Origin of the sequence: Pararhodobacter aggregans (assembly GCF_003075525.1) — a bacterium.
In the GTDB taxonomy this organism is placed as follows: domain Bacteria; phylum Pseudomonadota; class Alphaproteobacteria; order Rhodobacterales; family Rhodobacteraceae; genus Pararhodobacter; species Pararhodobacter aggregans.
This window is the reverse complement of sequence record NZ_QDDR01000002.1, coordinates 42,548-68,334: the sequence shown is the minus strand read 5'-3', so window position 1 is coordinate 68,334 and position 25,787 is coordinate 42,548. Positions and strand designations below refer to the sequence as shown.

Here is a 25,787-nt window from a genome sequence, read left to right as displayed (position 1 = left end):
TTTCGACGCATGGGGGCGCTATCAGCCGCGCGGCGTGCGGGGGCTCTCGCGTCAACGCTTCCTCAATCTTGTCGGCGCTAGCCTCGGGTTCCCTTTCCGGTGGAACCGGCTGCCCGCGATGAAGAAGTCTCGCCTGATCCCGACCCTGGCCCTCATGGCCCTGCTGCTCTCGGTGGCCCCGGCCCCGGCGCGGCCTGAGCTGTGCGAAACCGCCGCCGCCGCCGCCGCGCGGGAGACGGGCGTGCCGCTCGATGTGCTGCTGGCCATCGCCCTGACCGAGACGGGGCGCAGCCGCGACGGCACCAGCCGCCCCTGGCCCTGGACCGCCAATGCCGAGGGGCGCGGCCATTGGTTCGACACGCGGGAAGAGGCCGCGCGCTTCGCCCGCGCGCTGCTGGCCCGGGGGCAGGACCTGTTCGACCTCGGCTGTTTCCAGATCAACTGGCATTGGCACGGGCGGCAGTTCCGCCAGCCCGAGGATCTGCTGGATCCGCTGACCGCCGCGCGCTACGCCGCGCGGCTCCTCGCCTCCCTGCACGAGGAATTCGGCTCGTGGGAAGGGGCGGCGGGTGCCTATCACTCGCGCAACCCCACCCATGCCGAGCGCTACCGCGCCCGTTTTCGCAGCCTCCGCGCGGGGCTCGACGCCGCACCCCCGCCCCCGCCGGTGGCCGAGCGGGTCAATACCTTCCCGCTGCTGGCCGGAACCCCCGCCGGTGCCTCGCTGGTGCCGCTCGCCCTGCCCTCCTCCCGCCCGCTGATCGAGGCCCTGCCGTGAAACTGACCGCCTCCCGCATCTTCCAGCCGACCGTTCTGCTGGCCATGGCCCTGATGGCGGTCATCGTCATGATGATCCTGCCGATGCCGTCGTGGATGCTGGACATCGGCCTCGCCGCCTCGTTCGGGCTGGCGATCCTGATGTTCACCATCACGCTTTTCATCGAGCGGCCGCTCGATTTCTCGATCTTCCCCACCGTGCTGCTGGCCTCGCTGATGCTGCGGCTCTCGCTCAACGTCTCCTCGACCCGGCTGATTATCGGCGAGGGGCATACCGGGCCACACGCAGCGGGCGCGGTCATCCAGGGCTTCGCCAGCTTCATCATGGGCGGCAGCGTGTTTCTGGGCGTCGTGGTCTTCTGCGTCCTCTTGATCGTCAATTTCATCGTCATCACCAAGGGCGCGGGCCGCATGGCCGAGGTCGGCGCGCGCTTTGCCCTCGACGGCATGCCCGGCAAGCAGATGGCCATCGACGCCGACATGTCGGCGGGCGCCATCAGCCATGCCGAGGCCAAGGCCCGGCGCGAGCGGGAACAGGCGGAAACCACCTTCTTCGGCTCGCTCGACGGGGCGTCGAAATTCGTCAAGGGCGACGCGGTGGCGGGGCTGTTGATCACGCTGCTGAACATCGTCGTCGGCCTTCTCATGGGGACGCTGGTGCACGGTCTCTCGATGGGCGAGGCGTTCGAGACCTATGCGATCCTCACCGTCGGCGACGGGCTGGTCAGCCAGATCCCGGCCGTCATCATCTCCATCGCCGCGGCGCTCTTGCTGGCGCGGGGCGGGGCCAATGGCGCGACCGACAGCGCGCTGATGGCGCAGCTGGGCCGCTACCCGGCGGCACTGGGCACGGTCGCGGCGCTGATGCTGGTCTTCGCACTGGTGCCCGGGCTGCCCTTCCTGCCCTTCGTCGCCGGGGCCTGCCTGCTGGCCGCCGCCGCATGGCTCGCCCTGAGGGCCGCGAAGGCCCGCGACAAGGCCGCCGCGCCGCAGCCCGAGGCGGTGCGGCCCACCTCGCTGGGCGATGTGCTGGACCTCGACGAGGTGCATGTGACCTTCGCCCCCGATCTGGTGCCGATGGTGCTGGACCCCGCCACCGGGCTCGATGCGCGGATCATGAACATGCGCAACCACGTGGCCCGCAACTGGGGCCTGATCCTGCCCGAGATCCGGCTGACCGACGACCCGGCGCTGAACCCCGGCGAATACGCGATCCTCATCCAGGGCGTGGAACAGGGCCGCGACCGGCTGCGCCCCGACCGGCGCCTGGCGCTGCTGCCCGATGGCGCCAGCGCCGGCGCCCCCTCGGGCATCGACGTGAAGGAGCCGGTCTATGCCGCCCCCGCCCGCTGGATCGCCCCCGAGGACGAGGAGGAGGCAGCGCTGGGCGGCCTCACGGTCGTCGGCCCGGCCGAGGTTCTCGCCACCCATCTGCTGGAGGTGCTGAAGGTCAATTTCGCCCGCCTGCTGACGCTGCGCGGCCTGCGCCGGATGCTGGACGAGATGACCAACCTTTCGGACAGCCGCCGGGCCGAGGCCAACCGCCGCCTGATCGACGAGCTGATCCCCGACAAGGTGCCGGTCGACACGCTGCTGGCGGTGCTGCGGCTTTTGCTGGACGAGAGGGTCTCGATCCGCAACCTGCCGATGATCCTGGAGGCCATCGCCGAATTGCGCGTCCAGCATTTCTCACCCGAGGCGATCTGTGAACATGTCCGCCAGCGGATGGGCTTCCAGCTGGTCGCCGGGCTGAAGCGGCAGGACGGGACGCTGCCGCTGGTGCAGCTGGCGCCGGAATGGGAGGAGGTCTTCACCCGCTACCAGATCGAGGGCGAGCGGGGCGGCACCGACATCGCCCTGCCCCCCGCCGATTTCGGCAAGCTGGCCAATGCCCTGGCGCAGACCTTCTCCTCGCTGTCCGAACACGGGACGCAGGCCGCGCTGGTCTCGCCCGCCCGGCGACGGCGGTTTCTCAGGACGGTGATGGCGGCGCGCGACGTGCCCGCGCCGGTCCTCTCGTTCGAGGAAATCGGCATGGAGGCCCGTCCCGCGCTGGTCGGCCAGATCGCCGCATGACGCCCGAGATGATCGCCGCGCTGACCGCGCTGGCCACCCAGGTGCAGGCCTGGATGGCGGGCGGCGGGCTGGTCTTCGCCCGGATCGGCCCGGTCTTCGCCCTGGTCCCGGTGCTGGGCGAACGCAGCGTGCCCGCCCGCATCCGGCTGGTGGCGGCGCTGGCCATGACGCTGGTCGTGGCCCCGGCGGTCGCCCCCCGGATCCCGCTTCCCGCCCCCGACCCCATCGGGCTGGTGCTGTTCGTCGGCGGCGAATCGCTGGTCGGGCTGATCCTGGGGCTCAGCCTCAGGCTGATGATCCTGGCGCTGATGATGGCCGGGACCAAGGCCGCGCAGGCGACCTCGCTGGCGCAGGCCTTCGGCGGCGCGGGCGTCGATCCGCAACCGGCGATGGCCCAGCTGCTGGTCATGGGCGGGCTTTGCGTCGCGGCGATGAGCGGTATCCCGGAGCGGCTGGCGCAACTGCTGGTCCTGTCCTACGACCTGTTCCCGGCCGGGATCTGGCCCTCGCCCGAGGGTGTCGCGCAATGGGGGGTGGAGCGCGTCGCCCATGCCTTCGCGCTGAGCTTCTCGCTGGCCGCGCCCTTCGTCATCGGCGCCGGGCTCTATAACCTGGCGCTCGGCGCGATCAACCGGGCCATGCCGCAGCTGATGGTGGCCTTCGTCGGCGCCCCGGCCCTGACGCTGGGCGGGCTGGTGCTGCTGATGCTGTCGGCGCCCGTCATGCTGGCGATCTGGGCGCCCGCCTTCCTGTCGGTCCTCGGCAATCCGGTCGCGCCATGAGCGCGCAGGGCCAGGACGACGGCGCCGACCGCCCGCATGAGGCGACACCGCGCAAGCTGGACGAGGCGCGCAAGAAGGGCGACCTGCCGCGCAGCGCCGATGTCACGGCGGCGGCAGCGACAGCCGGGTTTCTGGTGCTGGCCCTTCTTCCCGGCGGCTGGGTGCCGCCCCGGCTGGGCGAGCTGGGCCGGACGCTTCTGGACCGGGCCGAAGATCTGGGCCCCGAGATGCTGGGCGGCGGCACGGCGATGACCGGGGCGCTGTTGCAGGGCGTGGTCGTCGCCATGGCCCCGGCGCTGGCGATCCCGGGCCTGCTGGCGCTGACCGTGCTGATCGCGCTGCGCGGCATCGTCTTCGCGCCCGAGAAACTGTCGCCCAAACTCTCTCGCCTCTCGCCGATCTCGAACGCCAAGAACAAGTTCGGCCTCTCGGGTCTGGTGGAATTCGCCAAATCGGCGCTGAAACTCACGCTTTATGGCGGGTTGTTGTGGGTCTATCTGCTGTCGCGCCTGCCCGAACTGATGGACACGATCGGCCAGAGCCCCGGCCAGGCGACGCTGGCGCTGTTGCATCTGACGGTCGAATTCATGGCCATCGTCGTCCTCATCATGCTGGTTCTGGGGGGGCTCGATTACCTGTGGCAGGTCTTCGACCACCGGCGGCGCCAGCGCATGAGCCATCAGGAATTGCGCGAGGATCACAAGCAATCCGAAGGCGACCCGCATCTGAAAAGCGCCCGGCGCCAGCGCGCCCAGGCCTATGCCACCAGCCAGATGATGGCCGATGTGCCGAAGGCGGCGGTGGTGATCGTCAACCCCACCCATTACGCCGTGGCGCTGAAATGGGCGCCGGGGGTCGAGGGGGCGCCGGTCTGCGTCGCCAAGGGCGTGGACGAGGTGGCAGCCCGGATCCGCGAGGCGGCGGCGGAGGCCGGCGTGCCGATCCATTCCGACCCGCCCACGGCGCGCGCGCTCTATGCCAGCGTCAAGCTGGGGGCCGAGATTGCGCCCGAGCATTACGCCGCCGTCGCCGCCGCCATCCGCTTCGCCGAGGCGATGCGGATGCGCGCCCGCCAGCAGGGACGGCGCTGATGGACCGCAAGCGGGCCGAGGCTCTGGCACGGCTGGCGGCCCTGGCGGCGCTGAAGCGCGAGGCGGAGCTGGCGAAACTGGCCGCCGTGGCGCAGTCCCGCGCCCGGTTGCAGGGGGCGTTGCAGACCCTGAAGGCGGTCGAGGCGCCGCTCGATCCGGGCGAGGCGGTCAGCGACCCGGCGCTGGTCGGCGCGCGCCTCGCCCATCGCCGCTGGTCCGAGGCGCAGAGCCGGCGGCTGAACCAGCAGCTGGCCATGGTGACCGTGGACTGGATGCGGCAGAAACCGGCGGCGGCGAAGGCTTTCGGCCGGGCGGCGGTGCTTGAGGAGCTGGCGGGGAAGGCCGAGGCGGCCCGGAAAGCCGAAGCGGCGAAGGGGGAATGAGCGGGTGCGGGGGGCCAGCCCCCCGGCCCCCCGCCCAAGGGGACCCGCAGGTCCCCTTGGGAAACCCCTGCGCCGCGCCCTAGCCTGCCTGGCCGAGCTTGCCGGGGTTCAGGATGCCCTTGGGATCCATCGCCCGCTTCAGCGTCTTCATCAGCTCGACCGCCGCATCGCCATGCTCGGCCCGCAGGTATTTCAGCTTGGCAAGGCCTATCCCATGCTCGCCGCTGGCCGTCCCCCCGACCTGCAAGGCCCGTTCGACCAGCCTTTCGGCCAGCCGCGCCGCTTCGGCCATCTCCTCGGGACTGTCGCGCATCACCAGATAACCGGCGTGGTAATTGCCGTCGCCGACATGGCCGATGATCTGCCCTTCCAGGAAACTCGCCTCGATATCCGCCCGCGCCGCCTCGATCTGACCCGCCAGTTCCGAGATCGGCACGCAGATGTCGCCGGTATAAAGCTCGCACCCCGGCCGCCGGGCCTTGGTCGCCCAATAGAGGTCGTGGCGCGCCTGCCAGAGGCGCCCGCGTTCCTCGGCATCCGCGGTCCAGACGAAATCGGCCCCGCCATGGCCCTCGGCCAGGCTTTCGACGATCTGCGCCTGTTCGGCCGCCCAGGCCTCGGTCCCGTGGAACTCGAAGAGGAGCGTCGGCGCGACCCTGAGCGTCAGCCCGGAATAGGAATTGACGTTCGAGACCGCCACCTCGTCCAGGAACTCGACCCGCGCCATCGGCAGGCCGTATTGCACGGCCTCGATCACGCAGGCGACGGCGCTTTGCGCATCGGGGAAGGCGCAGATGGCCGACGACACCGCCTCGGGGATCGGATGCAGCCGCACGGTCAGCTCGGTGATGACGCCCAGCGTCCCCTCGGCGCCGACGAAAAGATGCGTGAGGTCATAGCCGGTCGAGGATTTCCGCGCCCGGCTGCCGGTCCTGACCACTTGCCCGTCCGCCGTCACCACCCTCAGCGCCAGCACATTGTCGCGCATCGTGCCATAGCGGTAGGCCATGGTGCCCGAGCCCCGGGTCGAGGCCATGCCACCGAGCGAGGCATCGGCCCCGGGATCGACCGAGAACATGAGGCCCGTGGCCCTGAGTTCGGTGTTCAGCTGCTTGCGGGTGACGCCCGCCTGCACCACGGCCAGCCCATCCTCGGGCCGGATTTCCAGCACCTTGTTCATGTCGCGCATGTCGATGGTGATGCCGCCGCGGGTCGGGATCGTGTGCCCCTCCATCGAGGAACCCGCGCCGAAGGGGATGACCGCCACGTCATGCTCGGCGCAGAGGCGGACGATTGCCTGCACCTCGGCCTCGGTCCGGGGGAAGGCCACGGCATCCGGCAGCGCGGCCGGATGCCAGGAACTGTCGTGGCTGTGATGGTCGCGCACCGCGTTCGAGGTGGCGAGGCGGTCCCCCAGCAGGGACCGCAGGCCGGTGATCACAGTCTCGACGCTCACGGGTAGAGGTTCCCCGAGCCGCGGGGATATTTGGACGATTCGATCTCCTGACAGGTGATGAATTCCAGCAGCGCGGGCTGCCCGGCTTCGGTCGCGGCGATGCCGCGCCTGATGGCGGGGATGATCTCGGACACGTCGGTGATCCGCTCGCCATAGCCGCCCATCGCCCGGGCAAAGGCCGCGTAATCGCCGCCGATGTCGGTCGAGCGGTATTTCTCGGTCGAGACGGGCATGATCGGCAATTCCATGGCCATGGAATGGTTGTTCAGAAGGATCGACAGGATCGGGATGCGCTCCCTCACCGCCGTCTCGAAATCCATGCCGGTGAAGCCGATCGCCGCATCGCCCCAGACGTTGATGCAGAGCTTGTCCGGGCAGGCGAGTTTCGCGCCCATCGCCAGCCCCAGCCCGTAGCCCAGCTGCGTGGACTTGCCCCAGCCGATGTAGCTGAGCGGCGTGGTGGACACCCAGAAAGGCGACAGCTGGTCGCGCGGCGAGCCCGCGTCATGGGTGATGATCGTGTTCGCCACATCGACCGTCTGCTGAAGGTCCCACAGCACCCGGTAGGGCCGGAACGGCGCCTCGTCCGAGCGCAGCTTGACCATCCATTTCTTCATCCATTGCGCGCGGATGCGCTGGATCTCGTCGGCGACCGCCTGCGGATCGGGCCTGGGCAGGCGCCGGCCCTCGATCTCGGCCAGAACCGCGTCCAGCGTGAGGGCGGCGTCGCCGATCAGCGCCACCTCGGCCTCCAGGTCCTTGTTGACGTGATCGGGGTCCAGCGTGGCGTGGATCACCCGTTTGCCCAGCGGCATCTCCACTCCGAAGGCGGTCTCGGTGAAGGAGCAGCCGATGCCGAAGATGACGTCCGCGTTGTCGAGGAAATGCCGCACCGTCAGCGGCAGCGCCGCCCCGCCCGAGCCCAGCGCCAGCCTGTGATCCTCGGGGAAGGCGCTTTTCCCTTCCAGCGAGGTGCAGACCGGGATCGAGAGCCGCTCGGCCAGCGCCTTCAGCTGCGGCCAGGCCTTGGCGTAATGCACACCCTGCCCGGCGTAGATCACCGGGCGTTTGGCGCTCGCGAGCAGCGAGACCGCCTCGACCACCGCCGCCGGATCGGGCCCGAACCGGGTGCGCAGGACGGGTTTGTAAGTCAGGGGTTCCGGCACCTCGTCGCCCCAGATGTCGTTCGGGATCTCGACCAGCACCGGACCGCCACGGCCGTTCTTCAGCCGCGAGAAGGCGCGGCGCATGATGGCCGGGATCTCGCGCGCATCGTTGATCGGCTCGGCCGATTTGGTGATGTCGCGCATGGAAATGGTGGAATTGTAATTCGGCGAGACATGGGCAAGCCGCCGGTGATAGCCACCCGGCATGACCAAGAGCGGCACCGATTCCGCATAGGCCTGGGCGATGGCGCCATAGGTATTCTCGGCCCCGGGTCCCGATTGCATGACGAAGACGCCGATCTTCTCGCCGCTGGTCATGCGGCTGATCGCATCGGCCATATGGGCGCCGGTGCGCTCCTGACGGACGATGATCGGCCGGATATTGGCGATGGCGGCATATTCCAGCACATGGTTGACCGGGTAACCGATCACCATCTCGACGCCTTCGCGCCGCAGGATCTCGGCGATTGCATCCCCGACTTTCATGGCCACCCCTCCCTGGATGTATACATTGCTTGCGAGACTGCCCGACCCTTCCGGGCAGTGCAACGGGCGAGTGCGACCCTGCGGGGGCTTCGCGGCGGAAATCGGGCGCAACCGAGGCATGTTCGGCGCCCTGACATGAAAAGCGCCCCGACTGCCGGGAAAAACCGGGGCGGAATCGGCCTTGAAATCCCGTCAAAAAAGCGGGTGATGCCAGGCGATTCGGCCGGATGGGGCGCGGAGCGGTACGCCGCCGGTCCCGGGCGGGAAATGCCGCACCGCAGCGGAAGTCCGGGCGGCTCCGCCATCCGATGTCATTTGATAATCCAGAAATTGCTTGTCCGAATCCCCCCGGCATGTACACATATTTGCAGAAGCCCTGCCCCTGCGGACTCCGCGGCGGCAGTCAGGACTTCACAGGGAGGAGAAGAATGACCGTCAGAACCTTGGCAGCCGCCACGGCCGTCGCCCTGTGCCTTGGCCACACCGCCACCGCGCAGGAATACAACCTCAGCCTCGCCCATTGGGTGCCCGCCACCCACCCGCTGCAAGTCCTGGGGATGGAGCCCTGGATGCAGTCGATCACCGAGGAATCGGGGGGCCGCATCACCTTCACCGTCTATCCCGCCCAGCAGCTGGGCGCCGCGGCCGACCATTACGACATGGCCCGCGACGGGATCGCCGACATCGCCTTCATCAACCCGGGCTATCAGCCGGGCCGCTTCCCGATCCTCGCTGCCGCGGAACTGCCGTTCCTCTTCGCCAACGCGACGGGCGCGGTGCGCGGGCTGACCGAATGGTATCAGCAGGGCGGCTATGACGACATGGAAATGGGCGATGTCTATTTCTGCATGGCGCTGACCCATGACCCGGGCACGATGCACGGCAAGGAGCCGATCCTGGTGCCCGAGGATGTGCGCGGCCGCACCGTGCGCCCGGCCAACGCCACCGAGGCGCGCTTCGTCAACCTACTGGGCGGGGCCTCGGTCCAGGTGCCGGCGCCGGCGATGCGCGAGGTGCTGTCGAACGGCACCGCCGACATCACCCAGTCGCCCTGGCAATCGCTCTATATCTTCGGCGCCGACACGCTGGTCACGCATCACCTCGACATGCCCTTCTATGCCTCGATCAACGGTTTCGTCATGAACCGCGGCATGATCGACGGCATGCCCGAGGATCTGCGCACCATCATGACGAACCATTGCTCGCCCGAAGCGGCCGAGACCATGTCGACCGGCTGGGCCGGGGCCGAGGCCGCGGGCCGCGCCTCGATCGCTGCCGATCCCGCGCATACGATGCACACGCCCAACGCCGAACAGGTGGCGCTGTGGCAGGCCGCGGCCGAGCCGCTGACCGCGGAATGGCTGGCGCTGATGGCCTCGCAGGGCCGCGACGGCGAGGCGATGCTGCAAGGCCTGCGCGATGCGCTGGCCCGCTATGACGGGCTCTATGGCCAGTAACCGGCCCTGATCCCCTATCGGCACCGGGCGGCGGGACCGCCCGGGCCTTCCTTCTGACAGACGGACCCTCGCCTTGGTCAAGATCCTGGAACGTTTCTGCCAGATCGTGGAAATGCTGGCCGGGCTGCTGCTCGGCCTGTGCACGATCCTCATCGTCGTCTCGGCCATCGGCCGCTATGCGCTGACCACCCCGGTTCCCGACAGTTTCGACGTCTCGCGCCTGCTGATCGGCGCCTGCATCATGTGGGGCTTTGCCTCGGTCGGCTATCGCGGCGGCCATATCACCGTCGACCTCTTCGTCGAGATGATGCCCGAACGCGCCCGCCGCTGGGTCGAGTTCCTGGCCTGGGCGGTGCTGCTGCTCTTTGTCGTGCTGCTGGCCTGGAAGATGTTCGGCCGCGTCGACAGCGCCATGCGCTCGAACGAATCGACCTTCGATCTGCGCCTGCCGGTCTGGCCCCTGATGGCGCTGATCTGGGCCGGGACCGCGATCAGCATCTTCACCGTCACCGTGCGCCTGTTCCTGCTGGCCTCGGGCAAGGCGACCCCCGAATTCGAGCGCGAAGCCGCGCAGAAGCTGGACTGACATGACGACCCCTGACCTTATCGCCCTCGTCGGCTTCCTCGCGCTTTTCGGCATGATGGCGCTCCGGGTGCCGATCGGCATCGCCATGGGCTTGGTCGGCGTCTTCGGCTTCGCCGCGATCCGCGGCATCAACCCGGCGCTGAACCTGCTCGCCACCTCGCCCATCCGGGTGATTACCGATTTCAACCTGACGCTGGTCAGCTTCTTCATCCTGATGGGGATTTTCGCCACGAATTCAGGCATCAGCAAGGAGTTGTTCAAGGCGGGCAACGCCTGGCTCGGCCCCTTCAAGGGGGGCCTGGGCCTGTCGACCATCGCCGCCTGCGGCGGGTTCGCGGCGATCTGCGGATCCTCAGTCGCCACCGCCGCGACGATGACCAAGATCGCGCTCCCTGAGATGCGCCGCTATGGCTATCGCGAGGATGCGGCGACCGGCGTCATCGCCGCGGGCGGCACGCTGGGCATCCTGATCCCGCCCTCGGTCGTCATGGTGGTCTATGCCTACATCACCGAAACCGACGTCGGCAAACTCTTCATCGCCGGGATCGTGCCGGGGCTTCTGGCCATCGCCATGTACATGGCGGCGCTGCTCATCGGGCACCGCAAGTCCCTGCCGCCCGGCACCCCCTTCAGCCTGCGTGAGGCGATGCGCTCGCTGGCCGGGATCTGGGCCGTGGTGCTGCTTTTCGTCATGGTGATCGGCTCGATCTACTGGGGTGTCGCCACGCCGACCGAGGCCTCGGCCATCGGCGCCACGCTGACCATGGTCGTGGGCATCGTCCGCGGGCGGCTCAATTTCCGCCAGATCGTCGACAGCCTGACCGAGGCGCTCAGAACCTCGGTCTCGGTCTATACCGTGCTGATCGGGGCGATGCTGTTCGGCTATTTTCTGGCCATCACCCAATCGCCGCAGAAGCTGACCGCCTGGCTGGTGGCGCTCGATTTCGGGCCGATGGGCACGCTGGCGCTGATCCTGCTGGTGTTCATCATCGCCGGCTGCATCCTTGATTCCATGGCGATGATCATCCTGATGGTGCCGATCGTCTATCCGGTGATCGTGCATCTGGGCTTTGACCCGATCTGGTTCGGCATCATCATCGTGATGACCGCGGAACTGGGGTTGATTACGCCGCCCGTCGGGATAAACGTCTATGTCATCAACATGATAGCCAAGGAAGTGAAACTGCCCGTCATCTTCCGCGGCGTGCTGCCCTTCATCGCCGCCGATGTGCTGCGGCTGGGCATTCTGGTGGCCTTCCCGGCCATCGTGCTCTGGCTGCCGAGGACGATGTGATGCAGACCCCCGCGCTCCGCCCCGTTTGCGAGATCCGCTGCGCTCTGGCCCCGCCGCTGGAAAAGGGCGCGGCCGACGGGCTGAGCTGGCGGATCATCCCGATCATCGGCGGCACGGTGACCGGGCGGATCGAGGGCAAGGTGCTGAACCTCGGCGCCGATTGGCAGACGATCTACCCGGGCCATGCCGAACTGGACACCCGCTACGCCATCGAGACGCATGACGGCGCCCTGATCGACATCCGCAACTTCGGCTATCGCCACGGCCCGGCCGAGGTTCTGGCCCGCGTGGCCAAGGGCGAGGCCGTGGACCCGGCGGAATACTACATGCGCACCCAGCCCCGCCTGCACACCGGCGATCCACGCTATGCCTGGGTCAACCGGACGGTCTTTGTCGGCACCGGGGCCCGTTTCGCCAGTTCGGTCGAGATCGGGATCTGGGAGGTCGTCTGACCCCCGGCCCCCGTCGGAGGAACGAGAAACGGCCCGGGTGATCCCCGGGCCGTTCCCTTCTCCGCTCCCAACCCGCGGATTACCCCATGTGGATCGACTTGGTTTCGAGGTAGTTCTCCAACCCCTCGATGCCACCCTCGCGCCCCTGCCCCGATTGCTTGAAGCCGCCGAAGGGCATGGTGATGTCAACGATCATCGAATTGACCGACATGTTCCCCGCCCGCATCCGCCGGGCAAAGGCATAGGCCTTTTCCGGGTCCTGCGAGAAGATGGCGCCCGCCAGCCCATAGACCGAGTCATTGGCCTTGCGCGCCGCGTCCTCCTCGTCCCGGTAGCCGATGACCGAGACGACCGGGCCGAAGATCTCCTCCTGGAAGATCTTCATGCCAGGGGTGACGTCGGTAAAGACCGTGGGCTCGATGAAGAAGCCCTTGTCCATCCCCGCGGGCCGCTTGCCCCCGCAAAGCACCCGCGCGCCCCCTTCGATCCCGGCCTTGATGTAGCCCTCGACCCGCTCGCGCTGGCGGGCCATGGTCAGGGGGCCCATCTGGGTGGAGGGATCGGAGGGATCGCCCAGTTTCAGCGATTGTACGGCCGGGACGAACAGATCCAGGAACTCCTGCTTGCGCGCCTCGGGCACCAGGATGCGGGTCAGCGAGAAGCAGACCTGCCCGGTGATCGGCATCGAGTAGATCAGCAGCGGCATCAGCGCCTTCTGGAAATCGGCGTCAGGCAGCAGCACGGCGGCCGATTTGCCACCCAGCTCCAGCGACACCCGCGCCAGACGCTCGGCGCAGACCCCGGCGATATGCTTGCCCGCGGCGGTCGAGCCAGTGAAGGCCACCTTGTCGATATCCGGGCGGCGGATCAGATAATCGCCCACCTCGCGCCCGGCGGGCACCAGGTTGAAGACCCCGGCCGGCAGCCCCGCCTTCTCGATGCATTCGGCCATGATATAGGCTTCCAGCGGCGTCTCGGGCGAGGGTTTGGCGACAAAGGTGCAGCCCGCCGCCAGCCCGGCCGCGATCTTGTAGGTCAGCAGCACCATCGGCGCGTTCCAGGGCGAGATTGCGGCGGTCACGCCGACCGGCTCCTTCACCACCCGCGTGATGCCGCCATCGGCGCGCTTGCGGTGGTCGATGAAGGGATAGCTTTCGATCATGTCGGCGTAGAAGTCGAAAAGCTGCGCGTTCTGTGGCGCCAGTTTCCTGGCCAGCATCACCGGCACGCCGACCTGCGCCACCCAGGCCGCGACGATATCGTCCATCCGGTCTTCGATGTTGCGGGCGATCTTGCGCAGGTAGCGGGCGCGCTCGGTCGGCGACAGGCGCGGCCAGGGGCCCTCGTCGAAGGCATGGCGCGCGGCGGCGACGGCGCGGTCGATATCGGCGGTCCCGGCCTCGGGGTAGCTGAGGATCACCTCCTCGGTCATCGGCGAGACGACCTCGAGGCTGGCGCGCGACAGGGGCTCGACCCATTCGCCGTTGATGAAGAATTTCTCGGGCGCCTTCAGGCGGCCCGCGCCGGTGGTCTGGGCCGCCGGGGCGGTATTGGTCATCACGTTCATGGGCTCTTCCTCCCGTTGAGCTGTCTCGGTTTCGGGCTGCGGCCCGATCATCACTTCCAGAAGGCGCGGACCTTTGCGCGCCAGCATCTCGCGGATCGCGCCGGGCAAGGCGGCGGGGTCGGCGCAGCGCTCGGCGGGCACGCCCTGCGCCCGGGCGATCTGCACGAAATCGAGGTGGTTGATCGCCACGCCCGCCACGTCGCGCGCCTGCGTCTTTTCGGCGATGCCCTTCAGCGCGGCATAGCCGCCGTTGTTCAGGACCAGGATGCAGAGGTCGGCGTCATGCTCCGCCGCCGACCAGAGCGCCTGAATGGAATAGAGGCTCGATCCATCGCCCATGATCGCAACGACAGCCCGGTCCTGCCCGGTCAGTGCCGCGCCCACCGCCGCCGGAAGCCCAAAGCCCAGCCCGCCCGAGGCCGTGGCGAAGAAGCCCCCGGGCCGGTCGATGGGAAAGTAATCGTGCAGCGCGTCGCGGGCGCTGGGGGCTTCCTCGACCACGATGCTGTCGGGGTCGCGCAGGTCGCTGAGGACCTGCATGAACCATTCGTTGGTGATGGTCACGGGTTGGGCCACGCCCGGGATCTCGCGCATCGGGCGGGCGGGCAACTCGCGGGCGGTGCAGCGGTCGGTCAGGAAGGCCGCCGCCGTGCCGCAATCGGCGACCAGCGACAGGCCGATCGCCGCGCCCGCCGCCTGCGCCGGGTCGTCGGTGATCTGGTAGAGCCGGGTGCCGGGGCGGACATGCTCGGGCAGGCCCGGGAAATGATAGGTGAAGACCGGGGCGCCGAGGACCAGCACCGCATCGGCGGGCGCCAGACGGTCGGAAATCGCCGGCTGCACGGCGGGCAGGAAGCCTGCGAACAGCGGGTGGGTCTCGGGGAAGGAACAGCGCGGCGACATCGGGCTGACCCAGACCGGCGCTGCCAGTTTCTCGGCCAGCGCGATGACGGGATCCCAGGCGCCATCCCGGTCGACGCCGGGGCCGACCACCAGCGCCACCTGCCGCGCCGCCTCCAGCCCCTCGGCCACCCGCTCCAGCGCCTCGGTGTCGGCGCCGAGCCGCAGCGAGACCTCGCGCGGCTCGATGGGCGCGGCGGGGCGGGACCAGTCGTCCAGCGGCACCGAGACCAGCACCGGCCCCCGGGGCGCCTGCATCGCCCGCCAATAGGCCTGTTCCAGCGCGCGCGGCACATCCTCGGCCCTTGCCGGCTGGGTCGCCCATTTGACGCAGGGGGCGGGCATCGTCTCGGGCGCCTCGTTGCCCAGAAACGGCTCGCCCGGCAGCAGGGCGCGGGTCTGCTGGCCGGTGGTCACGATCAGCGGCGTGCGGTTCTTCATCGCCGTGTAGAGGTTGCCCATCGCATGCCCCAGCCCCGCGGCGGAATGCAGGTTCACGAAGGCCGCGTTGCCGGTGATCTGGGCATGGGCATCGGCCATGCCGACCGCCACGGATTCCTGCAAGCCCAGCACATAGGTGAAATCCCCGGGCAGGTTCACGAACATCGGCAGTTCGGTCGAGCCCGGGTTGCCGAAGATCTTGTCGATCCCGTGCCGCCGGAGCAGCGCGAAGCTGGCCTCGGCCACGGTTTCGACAGCGCTGCGGACGCCCTGCTGTGCCGGACGCGATTGGTCGTTCATCAAAGCCTCCCTCGCGGATCGGGGAACCGCGGAAAGGCCAATCTGGCACGATTCGCCCCTGCGACAGAATTGCCAAGTTTGTTCAAAAGTCATACTCTTTCGTTATGGCTTTCGATGTCCGCGACGCCCGTATCCTGCTTGCCTGCGCGCAGAGCCGCTCCATCGGCCGGGCGGCGAAGGCGCTGAACATGGCGCAGCCCGCCGTGACCCGGGCGCTGAACCGGCTGGAGGCGCAGCTTGCCGCGCCTCTCTTCGAACGCACGACGCGGGGGGTGGAACCCACGCCCTATGGCGCGGCGCTGCTGCCTTATGCGGAACTGATGGTGTCCGAATCCGCGCAGGCCGAGGAACTGATCCGCCAGATGCGCGGCGCCGGGCGCGGGCTGGTCAGGATCGGTGGCGTCGGCTCGGTCGCGGGCGGGCTGCTGGTCGAGGCGCTGACGCTGCTGCGCCAAAGCCACCCGGAGGTCGCCTTCAGCGTCACCGAAGAACTGGAGGACCGGCTGGTCGAGGGGCTGAAGACCGGGACCGTCGATCTGGCCGTGCTGCCGGATTCGGCGCTGGATGACGAGATCCGGCTGGCCGCCGAGGAGAGTTTCCACGACGAGGTGCGGGTCTATGTCCGGGCCGGGCATCCGGCGGCCGGGCGCGACCTGAGCCTTGCCGAGGCCGCCGCCCTCGACTGGGCGATGCCGCCGCAGGCCACGCCGATCACCCGCGAATGGATGCGGCGGTTCCACGATCAGCGGCTGGAGCCCGGCCTGCCGGTGCTGCAATCGCGCTCGACGGCGGTGATCCGGGCGGCGGTGCTGGCGGGGGATCTGGCCTGCTGGATGCCCGAGCCGGTGCTGCTGGGCGATCTGGCACAGGGACAGGTGGCCCCGGTCAGGGTGCCGCACCTCGACTGGCGGCGCAGCTTCAAGATCTACCGCCGCCGCCGGGGCCTGCTTCCGCCCAGCGCCGATCTGCTGCTGGGCGCGCTGCGGCGGCTGGCGGGTTAGCGGCTACGCGTCGTCCTCATCCGCAGCCCGTTCCTCGGGCGCACCGCGATAGCCCATGGCGACCACGTATTTTTCCGAGGAATCCGAGCGGCTTGCGGGTGGCTTCACGTTATGGACCTTGGTGAAACGCTGCTTCAGCAGGCCCTGCAACTCGCCCTCGGCCCCACCGGCCAGCACCTTGGCGACAAACGTCCCGCCCGGCGCCAGCACGTCGAAGGCGAACCAGGCCGCGTGTTCACACAGCGCCATGATCCGCAGGTGATCGGTCTGCTTGTGGCCCGAGGATGCCGCGGCCATGTCGGACATCACCACATCCGCCTGCCCCCCCAGCCAGGCCTTGACCTGATCGTCGGCGCCATCGGCCATGAAATCGAGGACATGGACCTCGGCCCCGGCCAGCGGCTCGACCTCCTGCAGGTCGACGCCCAGAACGGTGCCCTGCCGCTTGCCCGACTTGGCGCCCAGCGCGTTGATGCGGTCGACCGCCACCTGCAGCCAGCCGCCCGGCGCGCAGCCCAGATCGACCACCCGGGCGCCCGGCACCAGAAAGCGGAACTTGTCGTCGAGTTCCACGATCTTGAAGGCCGCGCGGCCCCGGAACCCCTCGCGCCGCGCGCGGGCGACATAGGGGTCGTTGAGCTGCCGTTCCAGCCAGCGCGTGGACGAGAGTTTCCGTCCCTTCGCCGTCTTGACCTTGACCTTGAGCTCGCGCTGACCGCGGCCCGAGGTGTTCTTGCCGCCCTCGTTCGCCATGTTGAAACCTTTCAGAGAAGCCCGTTTTACAATCCGGCCAAGACGCCGTCGTGGGTCATCTGCGCATAGAGCAGCCCCTCGCGCAACCCGCGGTCGGCGACCGACATCACGTCGGTGGGCCAGACCCGCATCAGCGCCTGCAGGATCGCCGCGCCCGACATGATCAGGCCATGCCGCTCGCGCCCGATGCGGGGATCGGTGCGCCGCCCCTCGGGGCCCAGCGCCAGATAATCGCGGATCACCTTGTCGATCTGCGCCGAGGTCATGGTCAGCCCGTCGACCTTGTTGCGGTCATAGCGCTTGAGGCCGAGATAGGACGCCGCGACCGTGGTCACGGTGCCCGAGGTGCCGATGATCTGGAACCCGTCGCGCGGGGCGGGGTTCTGGTAGGGAGAGAAATCGTGGAGCTGTTCCTCGAAATGCCAGGACATCAGCGCGAACCGGGCGGCGTCGTCCTCGACATCGTTGAATTGCTCGCGCAGCGTGGCGACACCCAGCGGCACGCTGATCCAGTCGACCACCCGCGCCTGACCCGGCAACTGCGGCGCCTGCACCTGGCTGCGCAGCCCCAGCTTGACGGCAAGGATGGCGCGGCGCCGTTCCTCGGGCGTGACGGCGGCGAGGTCGATCCAGACCAGTTCGGTGGAGCCCCCGCCGATGTCGATGACCAGCAGCTGCTCGGTCTCGGGCGCGACCAGCGGCGCGCAGGAGATCATGGCGAGCCGCGCCTCCTCCTCGGCCGGGATGATCTCCAGCCTGAGGCCGGTCTCGCGCTGGATCTTGCGGATGAACTCGGCCGAATTGCGCGCGCGGCGGCAGGCCTCGGTCGCCACCAGCCGCATGCGGATCACCGCGTGGTCGTCCAGCTTGCGGCGGCAGATCCTGAGTGCCTGCACGGTGCGGGCCATGGGCACATGACCCAGCCGGCCCGTGCTTTCCAGCCCGGTTCCCAGCTCGACGGCGCGGGAAAAACTGTCAATGACTTCGAATTGCGCGCCGTTGGGACGCGCAATCAGCATGCGACAGGAATTTGTCCCCAGGTCGAGGGCAGCATAAAGCCCCCCGTCCTCGGGACCTGACTGGCGCTTCGGCTCTTTTCCGGCCGGAGTCCGACCCCGTTTGGGTGGCCTCGACGATTTCGGAGTCGGATGCGCCGCCGCGCCTGCGGGACGCTCGGGCGTCATGGCCGCCCTCCATTTCGTGTTGCCCTCTACCCTAAAGACCGCCCGCTGCGCGCGCAAGCGCGTTCCGGCCGGAAGCAGGCGCGCGGACCCCGCGGAAATCCGCCGGTCGCGGCCGGGTCACTCGAAAAACGCGGGCTTGTGATTTGAACCTCCCCGCCGGAAGCCCAAAATAACGGCAGACCAAACAGGGAGCCCCTCAAGGAAGGGGCGCGAGACGCCCTGAGACTGGAGACGACGATGAACAGATCTGGCATTGCCGCGCTTGCCGCGGCGCTTGCCCTGACCGGTTCGGCGGCCCTTGCCACGGGGCCTGTCGCGCCTCAGGCAAGCATCACGACGGGCAGCGTGATCGCGCCCTACAGCAGCTACAACTGGACCGGCGGTTATGCCGGGGTCCGGCTGGGCACGCCCCTGGGCGAAAACAACTGGGCCGAACGCAGCATCGGCGCCGAATCGATCCCCGGCAACTGGGACGGCACCACCTGGGGCCTGACCGGCGGCTACGACGTGCAGAGCGGCACGCTGGTCTATGGCGGGGCGCTGGACTACACCGGCGGCGAGATCAACGCCAGCTCGTCCCAAAGCCTGACCTTCGGCTGCCCCGGCGGCAGCTGCGAGACCTATGTCGAGAACGCGATGGCGCTTCGCGGCCGCATCGGCTGGGCCATGGACCGGACGCTGTTCTACGCCACCGCGGGTCTTGCGACCGGCGAGGCGCGGGCCAATTTCACCGGCGGCGCCACGCTGGGATCGGACCGGCTGAACGGCTGGACCGCGGGCCTGGGCGTCGAGCATGCGGTGACGGATTCCTTCTCGCTCAGCGCCGAATACCTGTTCACCGACCTCGGCCGGCTCGAGATTCCCGCCAGTTGCGGGACCGATTGCTACACCGATGTATCCTATGGCCGGATCCGCCTGGGGGCGAATTTCCGGTTCTGAGTAACCCTGTGAGGACAGCCCCGACGATCCCTCGACACCGAGGGCTGGTGAAACTTCTGCTGTCCTCACCCGTATCTTGATCGAGCGTGACCAAGGAAACACGCGTTCGTCAGGGAAATGTCCGGAAGCCAGGCGGAACCTTTCGCAGCCTCGGACGTTAACAAGCAGGATCCCGGCTCAAGTCGGGACAAACAGTGGAAACGACTTCGTGGAGACCACAATGAAAACCATTATCGCCGCCGCCGCCCTTGGCCTCGTCGCGACCAGCGCGCTTGCCTCGGGCCCCGTCGCCCCGCAACCCTATGTCCCCCCGGTCACCGTTCCCGTCTCCTCGGGTTATGACTGGAGCGGTGCCTATGCCGGTCTCGGCATCACCTATGGCCGCGCCCAATACGACACCAACGGTGCCATTCCGTCCTATCCGGATGCCGATGGCTGGGGTCTGAGCGGCATCGCCGGCTACAACTGGCAGAGCGGCAACCTCGTGTTCGGTGGCGAAGTCGTCGCCGACTTCTCGCAGCGGTCGGGCAGCAACGATTGTGGCGCCCCGGGCAACACCTGCAGCAGCGATGTCGAGAACCAGGCCTCGATCCGCGGCCGCGTCGGCTATGCCATGGACCGCTCGCTGATGTTCATGACCGTGGGCTACGGCCGTGACGAGCGCGGCGCCGCGGGCACGCTGGGTGGCGGCTCGGCCGTCTATTCGGGCGCGATGCTGGGCGTCGGCTATGAACAGGCCATCGGCAGCGGCGCCTGGACCATGCGCGGCGATCTGGAGCACTATTTCTACGGTGACGAGCAGATCAACGGCATCGCCACCAACGGCGACACCTCGATCCTGCGCTTCTCGGTCATCCGCCGCTTCTGATCGACGGCTTGCCCGACCTAACGACCCGCCCCCTCACCGGGGCGGGTTTTCCTTTGCGCCTCACCATGTTGGTGAGGATTTTTCATGTCCGGGCGGCTGGCCGCGCCCCGGGCGCAGCTGTTATCAAGGCCGCGTCGCATCCTGGCGCGGCGCGGTCGGAAACGGCACGGCGGCAGGCCCCGTAAGCGGCGAGGAATGGGGGGTCCAGCCCCCGAGGAGCCCCCATGTCTGACGCAACCCTTCAGCCCGTCACCATCGTCTTCTGGCGCGACATTCCCGCCCAGGTCATCGTCGGCAAGGGACGGCGCGGCGCCAAGGTGCAACTGCCCGAACGCTTTGAGCAGGCCATCGACCGCTGCGCCATGAAGATCGGCGCCCGGGACAGCGATTCCTATCTGGCGGAATGGCGCAAAGCCGACCCCTATGATGTCGCTGGCGAACAGGAACAGGTCGCCCGCGCCGAGGCCCTTCGGCTGGAAGCGGAATACGACACCGACAGGATCAAGGCGCTGATCGCCAACGATGGTTGGGACCGGCGCGCATAGGGAGATTTCCATGGCCCTCTTCCCCTTCGCCCGCAAATCCGGTGCCACCGGCTCGGCCGCGGTCGCCCCCTTCCTGGATGGCTTCTCGATCGAGGTGATGCCCCGCACCGCCGAGAAGATCGAGGATTTCCGCGCCCTTCTGCCCCAGGGCACCCGGGTCTACATCGCCCATATCGACGGCACGCCGATCGAGGAGATGGTCGCCACCGCCCGCCGCCTGCGCGGCGAAGGCTATGAGCCGATGCCGCATTTCCCGGCGCGGATCATCGCCGACAAGGCGATGCTGACGGAGTGGGTCGCGCGCTATCAGGGCGAGGCCGGGGTGAAACAGGGCCTGATCCTGGCCGGCAACCCGCAGCAGCAGAAGGGCGAGTTCCACTCGTCCATGCAGCTCTTGGAATCGGGTGCCTTCGACGGGTTCGAGCGGCTGCATGTCGCCGGTCACCCCGAGGGCAACAAGGACATCGACCCCGATGGCTCGGACCGGATGGTGATGGAAGCGGCGCGCTGGAAACAGGCGTTCTCCGAGCGCACCGATGCGAAAATGGCCATGGCCACGCAATTCTGCTTCGAGGCGAAGCCGGTCATCGACTGGGTCAACAACCTCAAGGCCAACGGCATCGACCTGCCGGTGCATATCGGCGTCGCCGGTCCCGCCAAGCTGCAGACGCTGATCAAGTTCGCCATCGCCTGCGGCGTCGGCCCCTCGCTGAAGGTCCTGCAGAAGCGGGCCATGGACGTGACCAAGCTGCTCCTGCCCTACGAGCCCGACGAGTTCGTCACCGAACTGGCCGAGCACAAGGCGGCGAACCCCGATTTCGGCATCGAGGCGGTGCATTTCTTCCCGCTGGGCGGGATCAAGACCAACGCCGACTGGACCCAGCGCAACGGCCAGCGCCCGGCGCAGGCAGCCTGAATCGATGGAAACGGCATCACACAGCTTTGATGTGAATGACGCGGGGATCGGTTACCCTTTCCCCCTGCTCATTTTCAAAAAAGGTTTCTGCGATGGTCCGTTTCCTTCTTTCCGCGGCCGTTCTGGCCAGCGTTCCGCTGAGCGCATCCGCCCAGGGTCTGCCCATCGTGGGGGTCTGGCGCTGTGTCATGAATTCGCAACCCGCCAGCATCGACATGACGGTGCAACTGGCCCCCGATCAGAGCCTCTATGCCGAGGGAACCTATATCCTGAACGGAACCTCGGCCTTCTATCAGATCCGGGGGCCGGGCCGCTGGGCGGTCGGGCCGGACAATTCGATGCCGGGCCAGACCTTCGTGCACATGCAGGTGATCCCGGGCAATGTCGCGACCTTTTCGATTCACCCGGCGTGGATTGGCGACCCGAACAACATGTACGCCTTGTTCCAGCCGCCCGGCGGGGGTGGCCCGGTCGAGACGGCCTGCCAGCGCATCGGCTGACCACCTGCGGTGACCGCCAGACCCCGTTGGCCGGCGTATCGGCAACCGGGGTTCCGGTGGTCGGCATTGCGCGCAACCGTGTCGCGCACCCGGCAACCGGGGGCCGCGCATGAGCCCCGCGCCGCGCGCCGCGCTGCTGTTCGATCTGGACGGCACGATGCTGCATACCGATCCGATCCATTTCGCCATCTACCGCGAGCTGATGGCGGCGCGGGGAATTGCCATCGACCAGGCCTTTTATGACCGCCACGTTCTGGGGCGCCTGAACTCGGACGTCTTCCGCGAATTCCTGCCGGACGAGGCCGATCCCCATGGCCTGTCCGACATCAAGGAAGCCGAGTTCCGCCGCCGCCTGCCCCGCCCCTTTCCCGCAACCCGGGGTCTGGGGCGACTGCTGGACCGCGCCGAAAACGCCGGGCTGGGGCTGGCCGTGGTGACCAATGCCAACCCGCTCAACGCCGAGGCGATGCTGGCCGCCATCGGCCTGCGGGACCGTTTCGCCGTGGTCATCAGCGGCGAGACCTGCGCCCGGGGCAAACCCTTCCCCGATCCCTACCTGTCCGCCATGGACCGTCTGGGCGTCGCGCCCGCCGATTGCATCGCCTTCGAGGACAGCCCCTCGGGCATCCGGTCCGCCTCGGACGCCGGGGCCTTTGTCATCGGCCTGCGCTCGACGCTGGACGATGCCGGGCTCAGGGCCGCGGGCGCCCGCCTCACCCTCGCCGATTTCACCGATCCCGCGCTCGAGGATGCCCTCACGCGCCTAGAAGGAGTTTCCTCATGACCCGTACCGTCCTCGAATCCGCCACCAAGACCGTGATTATCGGCTTTGACGAGCCCTTCTGCGTGATCGGCGAGCGCATCAATCCGACCGGCCGCAAGAAACTGGCGGCCGAGCTGGAGATGGGCGATTTCTCGACCGTCGAGAGGGACGCGCTGGAGCAGGTGATCTGCGGCGCGACCGTGCTCGATGTGAACTCGGGCGCCGTCTTCACCAACAAGATGGCCGAAGACCCGCGGTATGCCGACAACAACTTCGTCGAACCGCCGCTGATGAAGGCGCTGATCGAGCGCATTCAGGCCATCACCGATGTGCCGCTCTGCATCGACAGCTCGGTCCCCGGCGCGCTGGAGGAAGGGCTGAAAGCCGCGCAGGGCCGGCCGCTGCTGAACTCGGTCACCGGCGAGGAAGAGCGTCTGGAACTGGTCCTGCCGCTGGTCAAGAAATACAACGTCCCGGTGGTCGCCATCTCGAACGACGACACCGGCATCTCGCAGGACCCCGACGTCCGCTTCGCCGTGGCCAAGAAGATCGTCGAGCGCGCCGCCGATTTCGGCATCCCCGCCCATGACATCGTGGTCGACCCGCTGGTGATGCCGGTGGGCGCCATGGCCTCGGCCGGGCGGCAGGTCTTCGCGCTGGTCAAGCGCCTGCGCGAGGAACTGGGCGTCAACACCACCTGCGGCGCCTCGAACATCTCGTTCGGCCTGCCCAACCGTCACGGCATCAACGGCGCCTTCCTGCCCATGGCCATCGGCGCGGGCATGACCTCGGCGATCATGAACCCGGTCCGCCATCAGGAGATGGAGGCGATCCGCGCCGCCAACCTGCTGATGGACCACGATTCGAACGGCGGCGAATGGATCCGTCTGGCCAAGGTGCTGGAAGCGATGCAGGCGGGCGCCACCTTCGCCGAAGCCTCGGCCGCGGCCTCGGCCGCATCCTCGGGCCGCCGGGGCGGACGCCGCGCCCGGGGCTGAGCCGCGCCTCCCCGACGACCAAAGGGCGGCCCGTGACGGCCGCCCTTTTTCGTGGCAACATCGCTGGGCGCAGAGCAACGGGTGTCCCCATGTCGCAGCGGGCGAAGGTCTGGCTTGTCGTCATCCTCGTGGTCGTCGCGGTCCTGGTGCTGGCCTATGCCAGCCCCGAGGTCGCGCGGCTTCTGGGGCAGATCCTGCGGCTGATCGGCCTGATCGGCCGGGCCTTCGGCTGAGGCCTCAGTCCAGGGGCAGCGTGATCCGTTCGATCATCGCGGCGTCGGCGACCTCGACATGGTTGGGGAACCAGGTCCAGGCGATCTGCTCGCAATCGGCGGAATAGAGGGGCGTGGCCAGCGTCTGCCCGGTGCCGAGGTCGATGACCGCATTCCTGACCATCGTCACCAGCGCCGAGGTCCCCGGATCGCCCGAGAAATACTGCAGCAGCGCCACCCGCCCGCCGTAGCGGTCGAGTTGCACGAAATCCAGCACCTCGGGGATGACCGGCGCGTCCATCGTCAGTTCGACCGTGAGACCGGGGAAGGCCGGGTTTTCAGCGGTGAAGGCGAAATCCTCGCCCTCGATCACCTGCCAGCCGCTGGCCGGGGCGCTGGGTTCCGGCAGCGCGCATTCGGCGAAGGCCGCGCCGCCAAGCCCCGTCCCGATGATGGCCGCCGCGATAAGCCGCATCGGCGATTCCCCTTTGGTCCCTGTCAGCGCCACCATAGAGAGCCGCCGCCCGGCCGATCAACCTTCGGGGCGGAAAATCGGCGGCATCACGCCTTTGCGGCAATCGCTGCCGCCGCGCCGCCCATGACCAGCGCACTCAGCCGCCGGGACAGGCGGATCGCGCGCGGCGTCCTGAGGAGCCTGCGGGCATGCTGCGCCAGCAGGATCCAGCCCAGATCCGCCACCGCCAGCACCGCCAGCGTGACCAGCGCCAGAAGCCCGGCCTCGCCCCAGCCCAGGGCCCGCGTGTCCAGCAGCGTCGGCAAGAGCGCCAGATAGAACAGCATGATCTTGGGATTGCCCAGCGTCACCGCCATCCCCGCCCCGAACATCGACCAGGCCGATCCCCGGCGCGGCAATTCCGCCTCGCCGCCGTCGCCCGGCGCGCGCCACATGCTCCAGGCGAGCCAGAGCAGATAGGCCACGCCCAGCCATTTCAGCCCGGCAAACAGCCAGTGAAACGCCTGCGCCAGCGTCGCCAGCCCCGCCAGCGCCGTCAGCAGCCAGATCAGCTCGCCCAGCCACATGGCCAGCACGAAGGGCATCACCTCGCGCCAGCCGCGCGACAGCACCCGCGCCACCAGCGCCGCGATCGAAGGACCGGGCGTGCCCGCCGCCAGCAGAAGCGCCAGCGCGAAAACCGAAACCGACAACATGTCCATGCCGAACCCCCGCCAAGCCGCGTGACATCTTTCGCGGCCCTTGTATCCTGCCCTTTCAACCCGGAGGTGTCATGTCCCGAAATCTCGCCGCCCTCGTCGCCCTGGCCGCCCTGTGCGGGCTGGTCCTGCAATTCCTCGCCAGCGGCGCGACCGAGGGGCTGGCCGACCCGCTGCTGCGCCTCTGGGCGCTTGGACGGTTCTTCACCATCCTGACCAATGCGCTGGTCTTCGTCAGCTTCGCCCTCGTCGCGCTTGGCCGGAACCCGGGCGACGGCTGGATGGCGGGGGTCGTGCTGTCGATCGGCATGGTCGGGATCGTCTTCCACCTGCTGCTGGCGCCCGAGGTGCCGCTGACCGGGCTGACCTTCTGGGCCGATCTCTGGCTGCACACGCTGACGCCGCTCTTCGCCGTGCTCTGGTGGCTGGGCTGGGGCGGGCGGGCCCTGACGCTGGCCGATGTGCCGCGCTGGCTGATCTGGCCCGCGGGCTATTGCCTCTATGCGCTGCTCAGGGGCCAGATCGACGGCATCTATCCCTATTTCTTCCTCGATGTCGGCCGGTTCGGTGCCACGCGCATCGCGCTGAACATCGCCGGGCTCTGCCTCGGCTTCGCGCTGGCCGGACTGGTGCTTCTGGGGATCGCCCGTGCCCTCGCCCGGGGCGCGAGACTGGCAAGACCTTGACCCAGATCATGTCCGGGGGCGATCCTCGGCCCTAT

Annotated in this window: 26 protein-coding genes; 19 read left to right on the top strand and 7 right to left on the bottom strand. The window is 68.4% G+C overall.

Annotated features, from left to right (window positions below; genetic code table 11):
- The first annotated feature begins 118 nt into the window (after positions 1-118).
- The 5 genes from DDE23_RS04405 to DDE23_RS04385 are packed head-to-tail and all read left to right on the top strand — an operon-like array spanning position 119 to position 5,109.
- Positions 119-778: a transglycosylase SLT domain-containing protein gene (locus tag DDE23_RS04405; protein WP_107750793.1), complete on the top strand. Its 660-nt coding sequence runs from the start codon at positions 119-121 to the stop codon at positions 776-778.
- Entirely contained in the window at positions 775-2,853 is a 2,079-nt protein-coding gene (gene flhA, locus DDE23_RS04400) for a flagellar biosynthesis protein FlhA (protein WP_107750794.1), read from the top strand. The genes DDE23_RS04405 and flhA overlap by 4 nt, the downstream gene beginning before the upstream one ends.
- Complete coding sequence (locus tag DDE23_RS04395) at positions 2,850-3,635, top strand: flagellar biosynthetic protein FliR (RefSeq protein WP_238149899.1); 786 nt, start codon at positions 2,850-2,852, stop codon at positions 3,633-3,635. The genes flhA and DDE23_RS04395 overlap by 4 nt, the downstream gene beginning before the upstream one ends.
- Complete coding sequence (locus tag DDE23_RS04390; RefSeq protein ID WP_107750795.1) at positions 3,632-4,726, top strand: EscU/YscU/HrcU family type III secretion system export apparatus switch protein; 1,095 nt, start codon at positions 3,632-3,634, stop codon at positions 4,724-4,726. Before DDE23_RS04395 ends, DDE23_RS04390 begins: the two co-directional genes overlap by 4 nt.
- Positions 4,726-5,109 (top strand): hypothetical protein, encoded by a 384-nt coding sequence (locus DDE23_RS04385; RefSeq protein ID WP_107750796.1) that lies wholly within the window; start codon positions 4,726-4,728, stop codon positions 5,107-5,109. Before DDE23_RS04390 ends, DDE23_RS04385 begins: the two co-directional genes overlap by 1 nt.
- A gap of 79 nt (positions 5,110-5,188) precedes the next feature.
- Here the strand turns inward: DDE23_RS04385 and DDE23_RS04380 are convergent, their stop codons facing one another.
- Together DDE23_RS04380 and DDE23_RS04375 are read right to left on the bottom strand one after the other, a co-directional pair.
- A complete protein-coding gene (locus tag DDE23_RS04380) occupies positions 5,189-6,565 on the bottom strand; it encodes an FAD-binding oxidoreductase (protein WP_107750797.1) in 1,377 nt (458 codons plus the stop codon).
- On the bottom strand, positions 6,562-8,217 hold the full coding sequence (locus DDE23_RS04375) for a thiamine pyrophosphate-requiring protein (protein WP_107750798.1): 1,656 nt from the start codon (positions 8,215-8,217) through the stop codon (positions 6,562-6,564). Before DDE23_RS04375 ends, DDE23_RS04380 begins: the two co-directional genes overlap by 4 nt.
- 428 nt (positions 8,218-8,645) lie before the next feature.
- Between DDE23_RS04375 and DDE23_RS04370 the strand changes: the two genes are divergently transcribed.
- The 4 genes from DDE23_RS04370 (at position 8,646) to DDE23_RS04355 (ending at position 12,006) form a co-directional block, all read left to right on the top strand.
- On the top strand, positions 8,646-9,674 hold the full coding sequence (locus tag DDE23_RS04370; RefSeq protein ID WP_107750799.1) for a TRAP transporter substrate-binding protein: 1,029 nt from the start codon (positions 8,646-8,648) through the stop codon (positions 9,672-9,674).
- 73 nt (positions 9,675-9,747) lie between these two features.
- Positions 9,748-10,260, top strand: coding sequence for a TRAP transporter small permease (locus DDE23_RS04365; protein WP_238149898.1), 513 nt, complete (start codon positions 9,748-9,750; stop codon positions 10,258-10,260).
- A gap of 1 nt (position 10,261) precedes the next feature.
- Positions 10,262-11,554, top strand: coding sequence for a TRAP transporter large permease (locus DDE23_RS04360; protein ID WP_107750800.1), 1,293 nt, complete (start codon positions 10,262-10,264; stop codon positions 11,552-11,554).
- A complete protein-coding gene (locus DDE23_RS04355; RefSeq protein WP_107750801.1) occupies positions 11,554-12,006 on the top strand; it encodes a DUF3237 domain-containing protein in 453 nt (150 codons plus the stop codon). Before DDE23_RS04360 ends, DDE23_RS04355 begins: the two co-directional genes overlap by 1 nt.
- A gap of 79 nt (positions 12,007-12,085) precedes the next feature.
- Here the strand turns inward: DDE23_RS04355 and mdlC are convergent, their stop codons facing one another.
- Positions 12,086-15,214 (bottom strand): benzoylformate decarboxylase, encoded by a 3,129-nt coding sequence (gene mdlC, locus DDE23_RS25680; RefSeq protein ID WP_272947868.1) that lies wholly within the window; start codon positions 15,212-15,214, stop codon positions 12,086-12,088.
- Positions 15,215-15,318: 104 nt separating this feature from the next.
- Here mdlC and DDE23_RS04340 point away from each other — a divergent pair, with 104 nt between their 5' ends.
- Positions 15,319-16,215 carry a LysR family transcriptional regulator gene (locus DDE23_RS04340; RefSeq protein ID WP_107750802.1) on the top strand — a complete coding sequence of 299 codons (897 nt, stop codon included), beginning with the start codon at positions 15,319-15,321 and terminating at the stop codon, positions 16,213-16,215.
- Between the two features lie 3 nt (positions 16,216-16,218).
- On the opposite strand, the gene DDE23_RS04335 is transcribed toward DDE23_RS04340, so the two are convergent.
- Both DDE23_RS04335 and DDE23_RS04330 read right to left on the bottom strand, forming a co-directional pair.
- Positions 16,219-16,968, bottom strand: coding sequence for an RlmE family RNA methyltransferase (locus tag DDE23_RS04335; protein ID WP_107750803.1), 750 nt, complete (start codon positions 16,966-16,968; stop codon positions 16,219-16,221).
- Positions 16,969-16,994: 26 nt separating this feature from the next.
- A complete protein-coding gene (locus tag DDE23_RS04330; protein ID WP_107750804.1) occupies positions 16,995-18,152 on the bottom strand; it encodes a Ppx/GppA phosphatase family protein in 1,158 nt (385 codons plus the stop codon).
- A 237-nt stretch (positions 18,153-18,389) separates the two neighbouring features.
- Between DDE23_RS04330 and DDE23_RS04325 the strand changes: the two genes are divergently transcribed.
- From DDE23_RS04325 to DDE23_RS25000, 8 genes are all read left to right on the top strand, one after another.
- Positions 18,390-19,091, top strand: coding sequence for an outer membrane protein (locus tag DDE23_RS04325; RefSeq protein WP_107750805.1), 702 nt, complete (start codon positions 18,390-18,392; stop codon positions 19,089-19,091).
- A 220-nt stretch (positions 19,092-19,311) separates the two neighbouring features.
- Positions 19,312-19,959, top strand: coding sequence for an outer membrane protein (locus DDE23_RS04320; RefSeq protein ID WP_107750806.1), 648 nt, complete (start codon positions 19,312-19,314; stop codon positions 19,957-19,959).
- A 224-nt stretch (positions 19,960-20,183) separates the two neighbouring features.
- The gene (locus DDE23_RS04315; protein ID WP_107750807.1) at positions 20,184-20,504 is read left to right on the top strand and encodes a virulence factor; all 321 of its coding nucleotides are present in this window, start codon (positions 20,184-20,186) and stop codon (positions 20,502-20,504) included.
- A gap of 10 nt (positions 20,505-20,514) precedes the next feature.
- Positions 20,515-21,420, top strand: a complete 906-nt coding sequence (locus DDE23_RS04310; RefSeq protein WP_107750808.1) for a methylenetetrahydrofolate reductase — start codon at positions 20,515-20,517, stop codon at positions 21,418-21,420.
- A gap of 92 nt (positions 21,421-21,512) precedes the next feature.
- Positions 21,513-21,920 (top strand): hypothetical protein, encoded by a 408-nt coding sequence (locus DDE23_RS04305; RefSeq protein ID WP_107750809.1) that lies wholly within the window; start codon positions 21,513-21,515, stop codon positions 21,918-21,920.
- 109 nt (positions 21,921-22,029) lie between these two features.
- Positions 22,030-22,704: an HAD family hydrolase gene (locus tag DDE23_RS04300; RefSeq protein WP_107750810.1), complete on the top strand. Its 675-nt coding sequence runs from the start codon at positions 22,030-22,032 to the stop codon at positions 22,702-22,704.
- Positions 22,701-23,681: a methyltetrahydrofolate cobalamin methyltransferase gene (locus tag DDE23_RS04295; protein ID WP_107750811.1), complete on the top strand. Its 981-nt coding sequence runs from the start codon at positions 22,701-22,703 to the stop codon at positions 23,679-23,681. The genes DDE23_RS04300 and DDE23_RS04295 overlap by 4 nt, the downstream gene beginning before the upstream one ends.
- An 89-nt stretch (positions 23,682-23,770) precedes the next feature.
- Positions 23,771-23,914, top strand: coding sequence for a hypothetical protein (locus tag DDE23_RS25000; RefSeq protein WP_157957968.1), 144 nt, complete (start codon positions 23,771-23,773; stop codon positions 23,912-23,914).
- 4 nt (positions 23,915-23,918) lie between these two features.
- On the opposite strand, the gene DDE23_RS04290 is transcribed toward DDE23_RS25000, so the two are convergent.
- Together DDE23_RS04290 and DDE23_RS04285 are read right to left on the bottom strand one after the other, a co-directional pair.
- Entirely contained in the window at positions 23,919-24,368 is a 450-nt protein-coding gene (locus DDE23_RS04290) for a hypothetical protein (protein WP_116548227.1), read from the bottom strand.
- Positions 24,369-24,454: 86 nt separating this feature from the next.
- Complete coding sequence (locus DDE23_RS04285; RefSeq protein ID WP_107750813.1) at positions 24,455-25,069, bottom strand: LysE family translocator; 615 nt, start codon at positions 25,067-25,069, stop codon at positions 24,455-24,457.
- 71 nt (positions 25,070-25,140) lie between these two features.
- Here DDE23_RS04285 and DDE23_RS04280 point away from each other — a divergent pair, with 71 nt between their 5' ends.
- Positions 25,141-25,752 carry a Pr6Pr family membrane protein gene (locus tag DDE23_RS04280; RefSeq protein ID WP_107750814.1) on the top strand — a complete coding sequence of 204 codons (612 nt, stop codon included), beginning with the start codon at positions 25,141-25,143 and terminating at the stop codon, positions 25,750-25,752.
- Positions 25,753-25,787 lie beyond the last annotated feature (35 nt).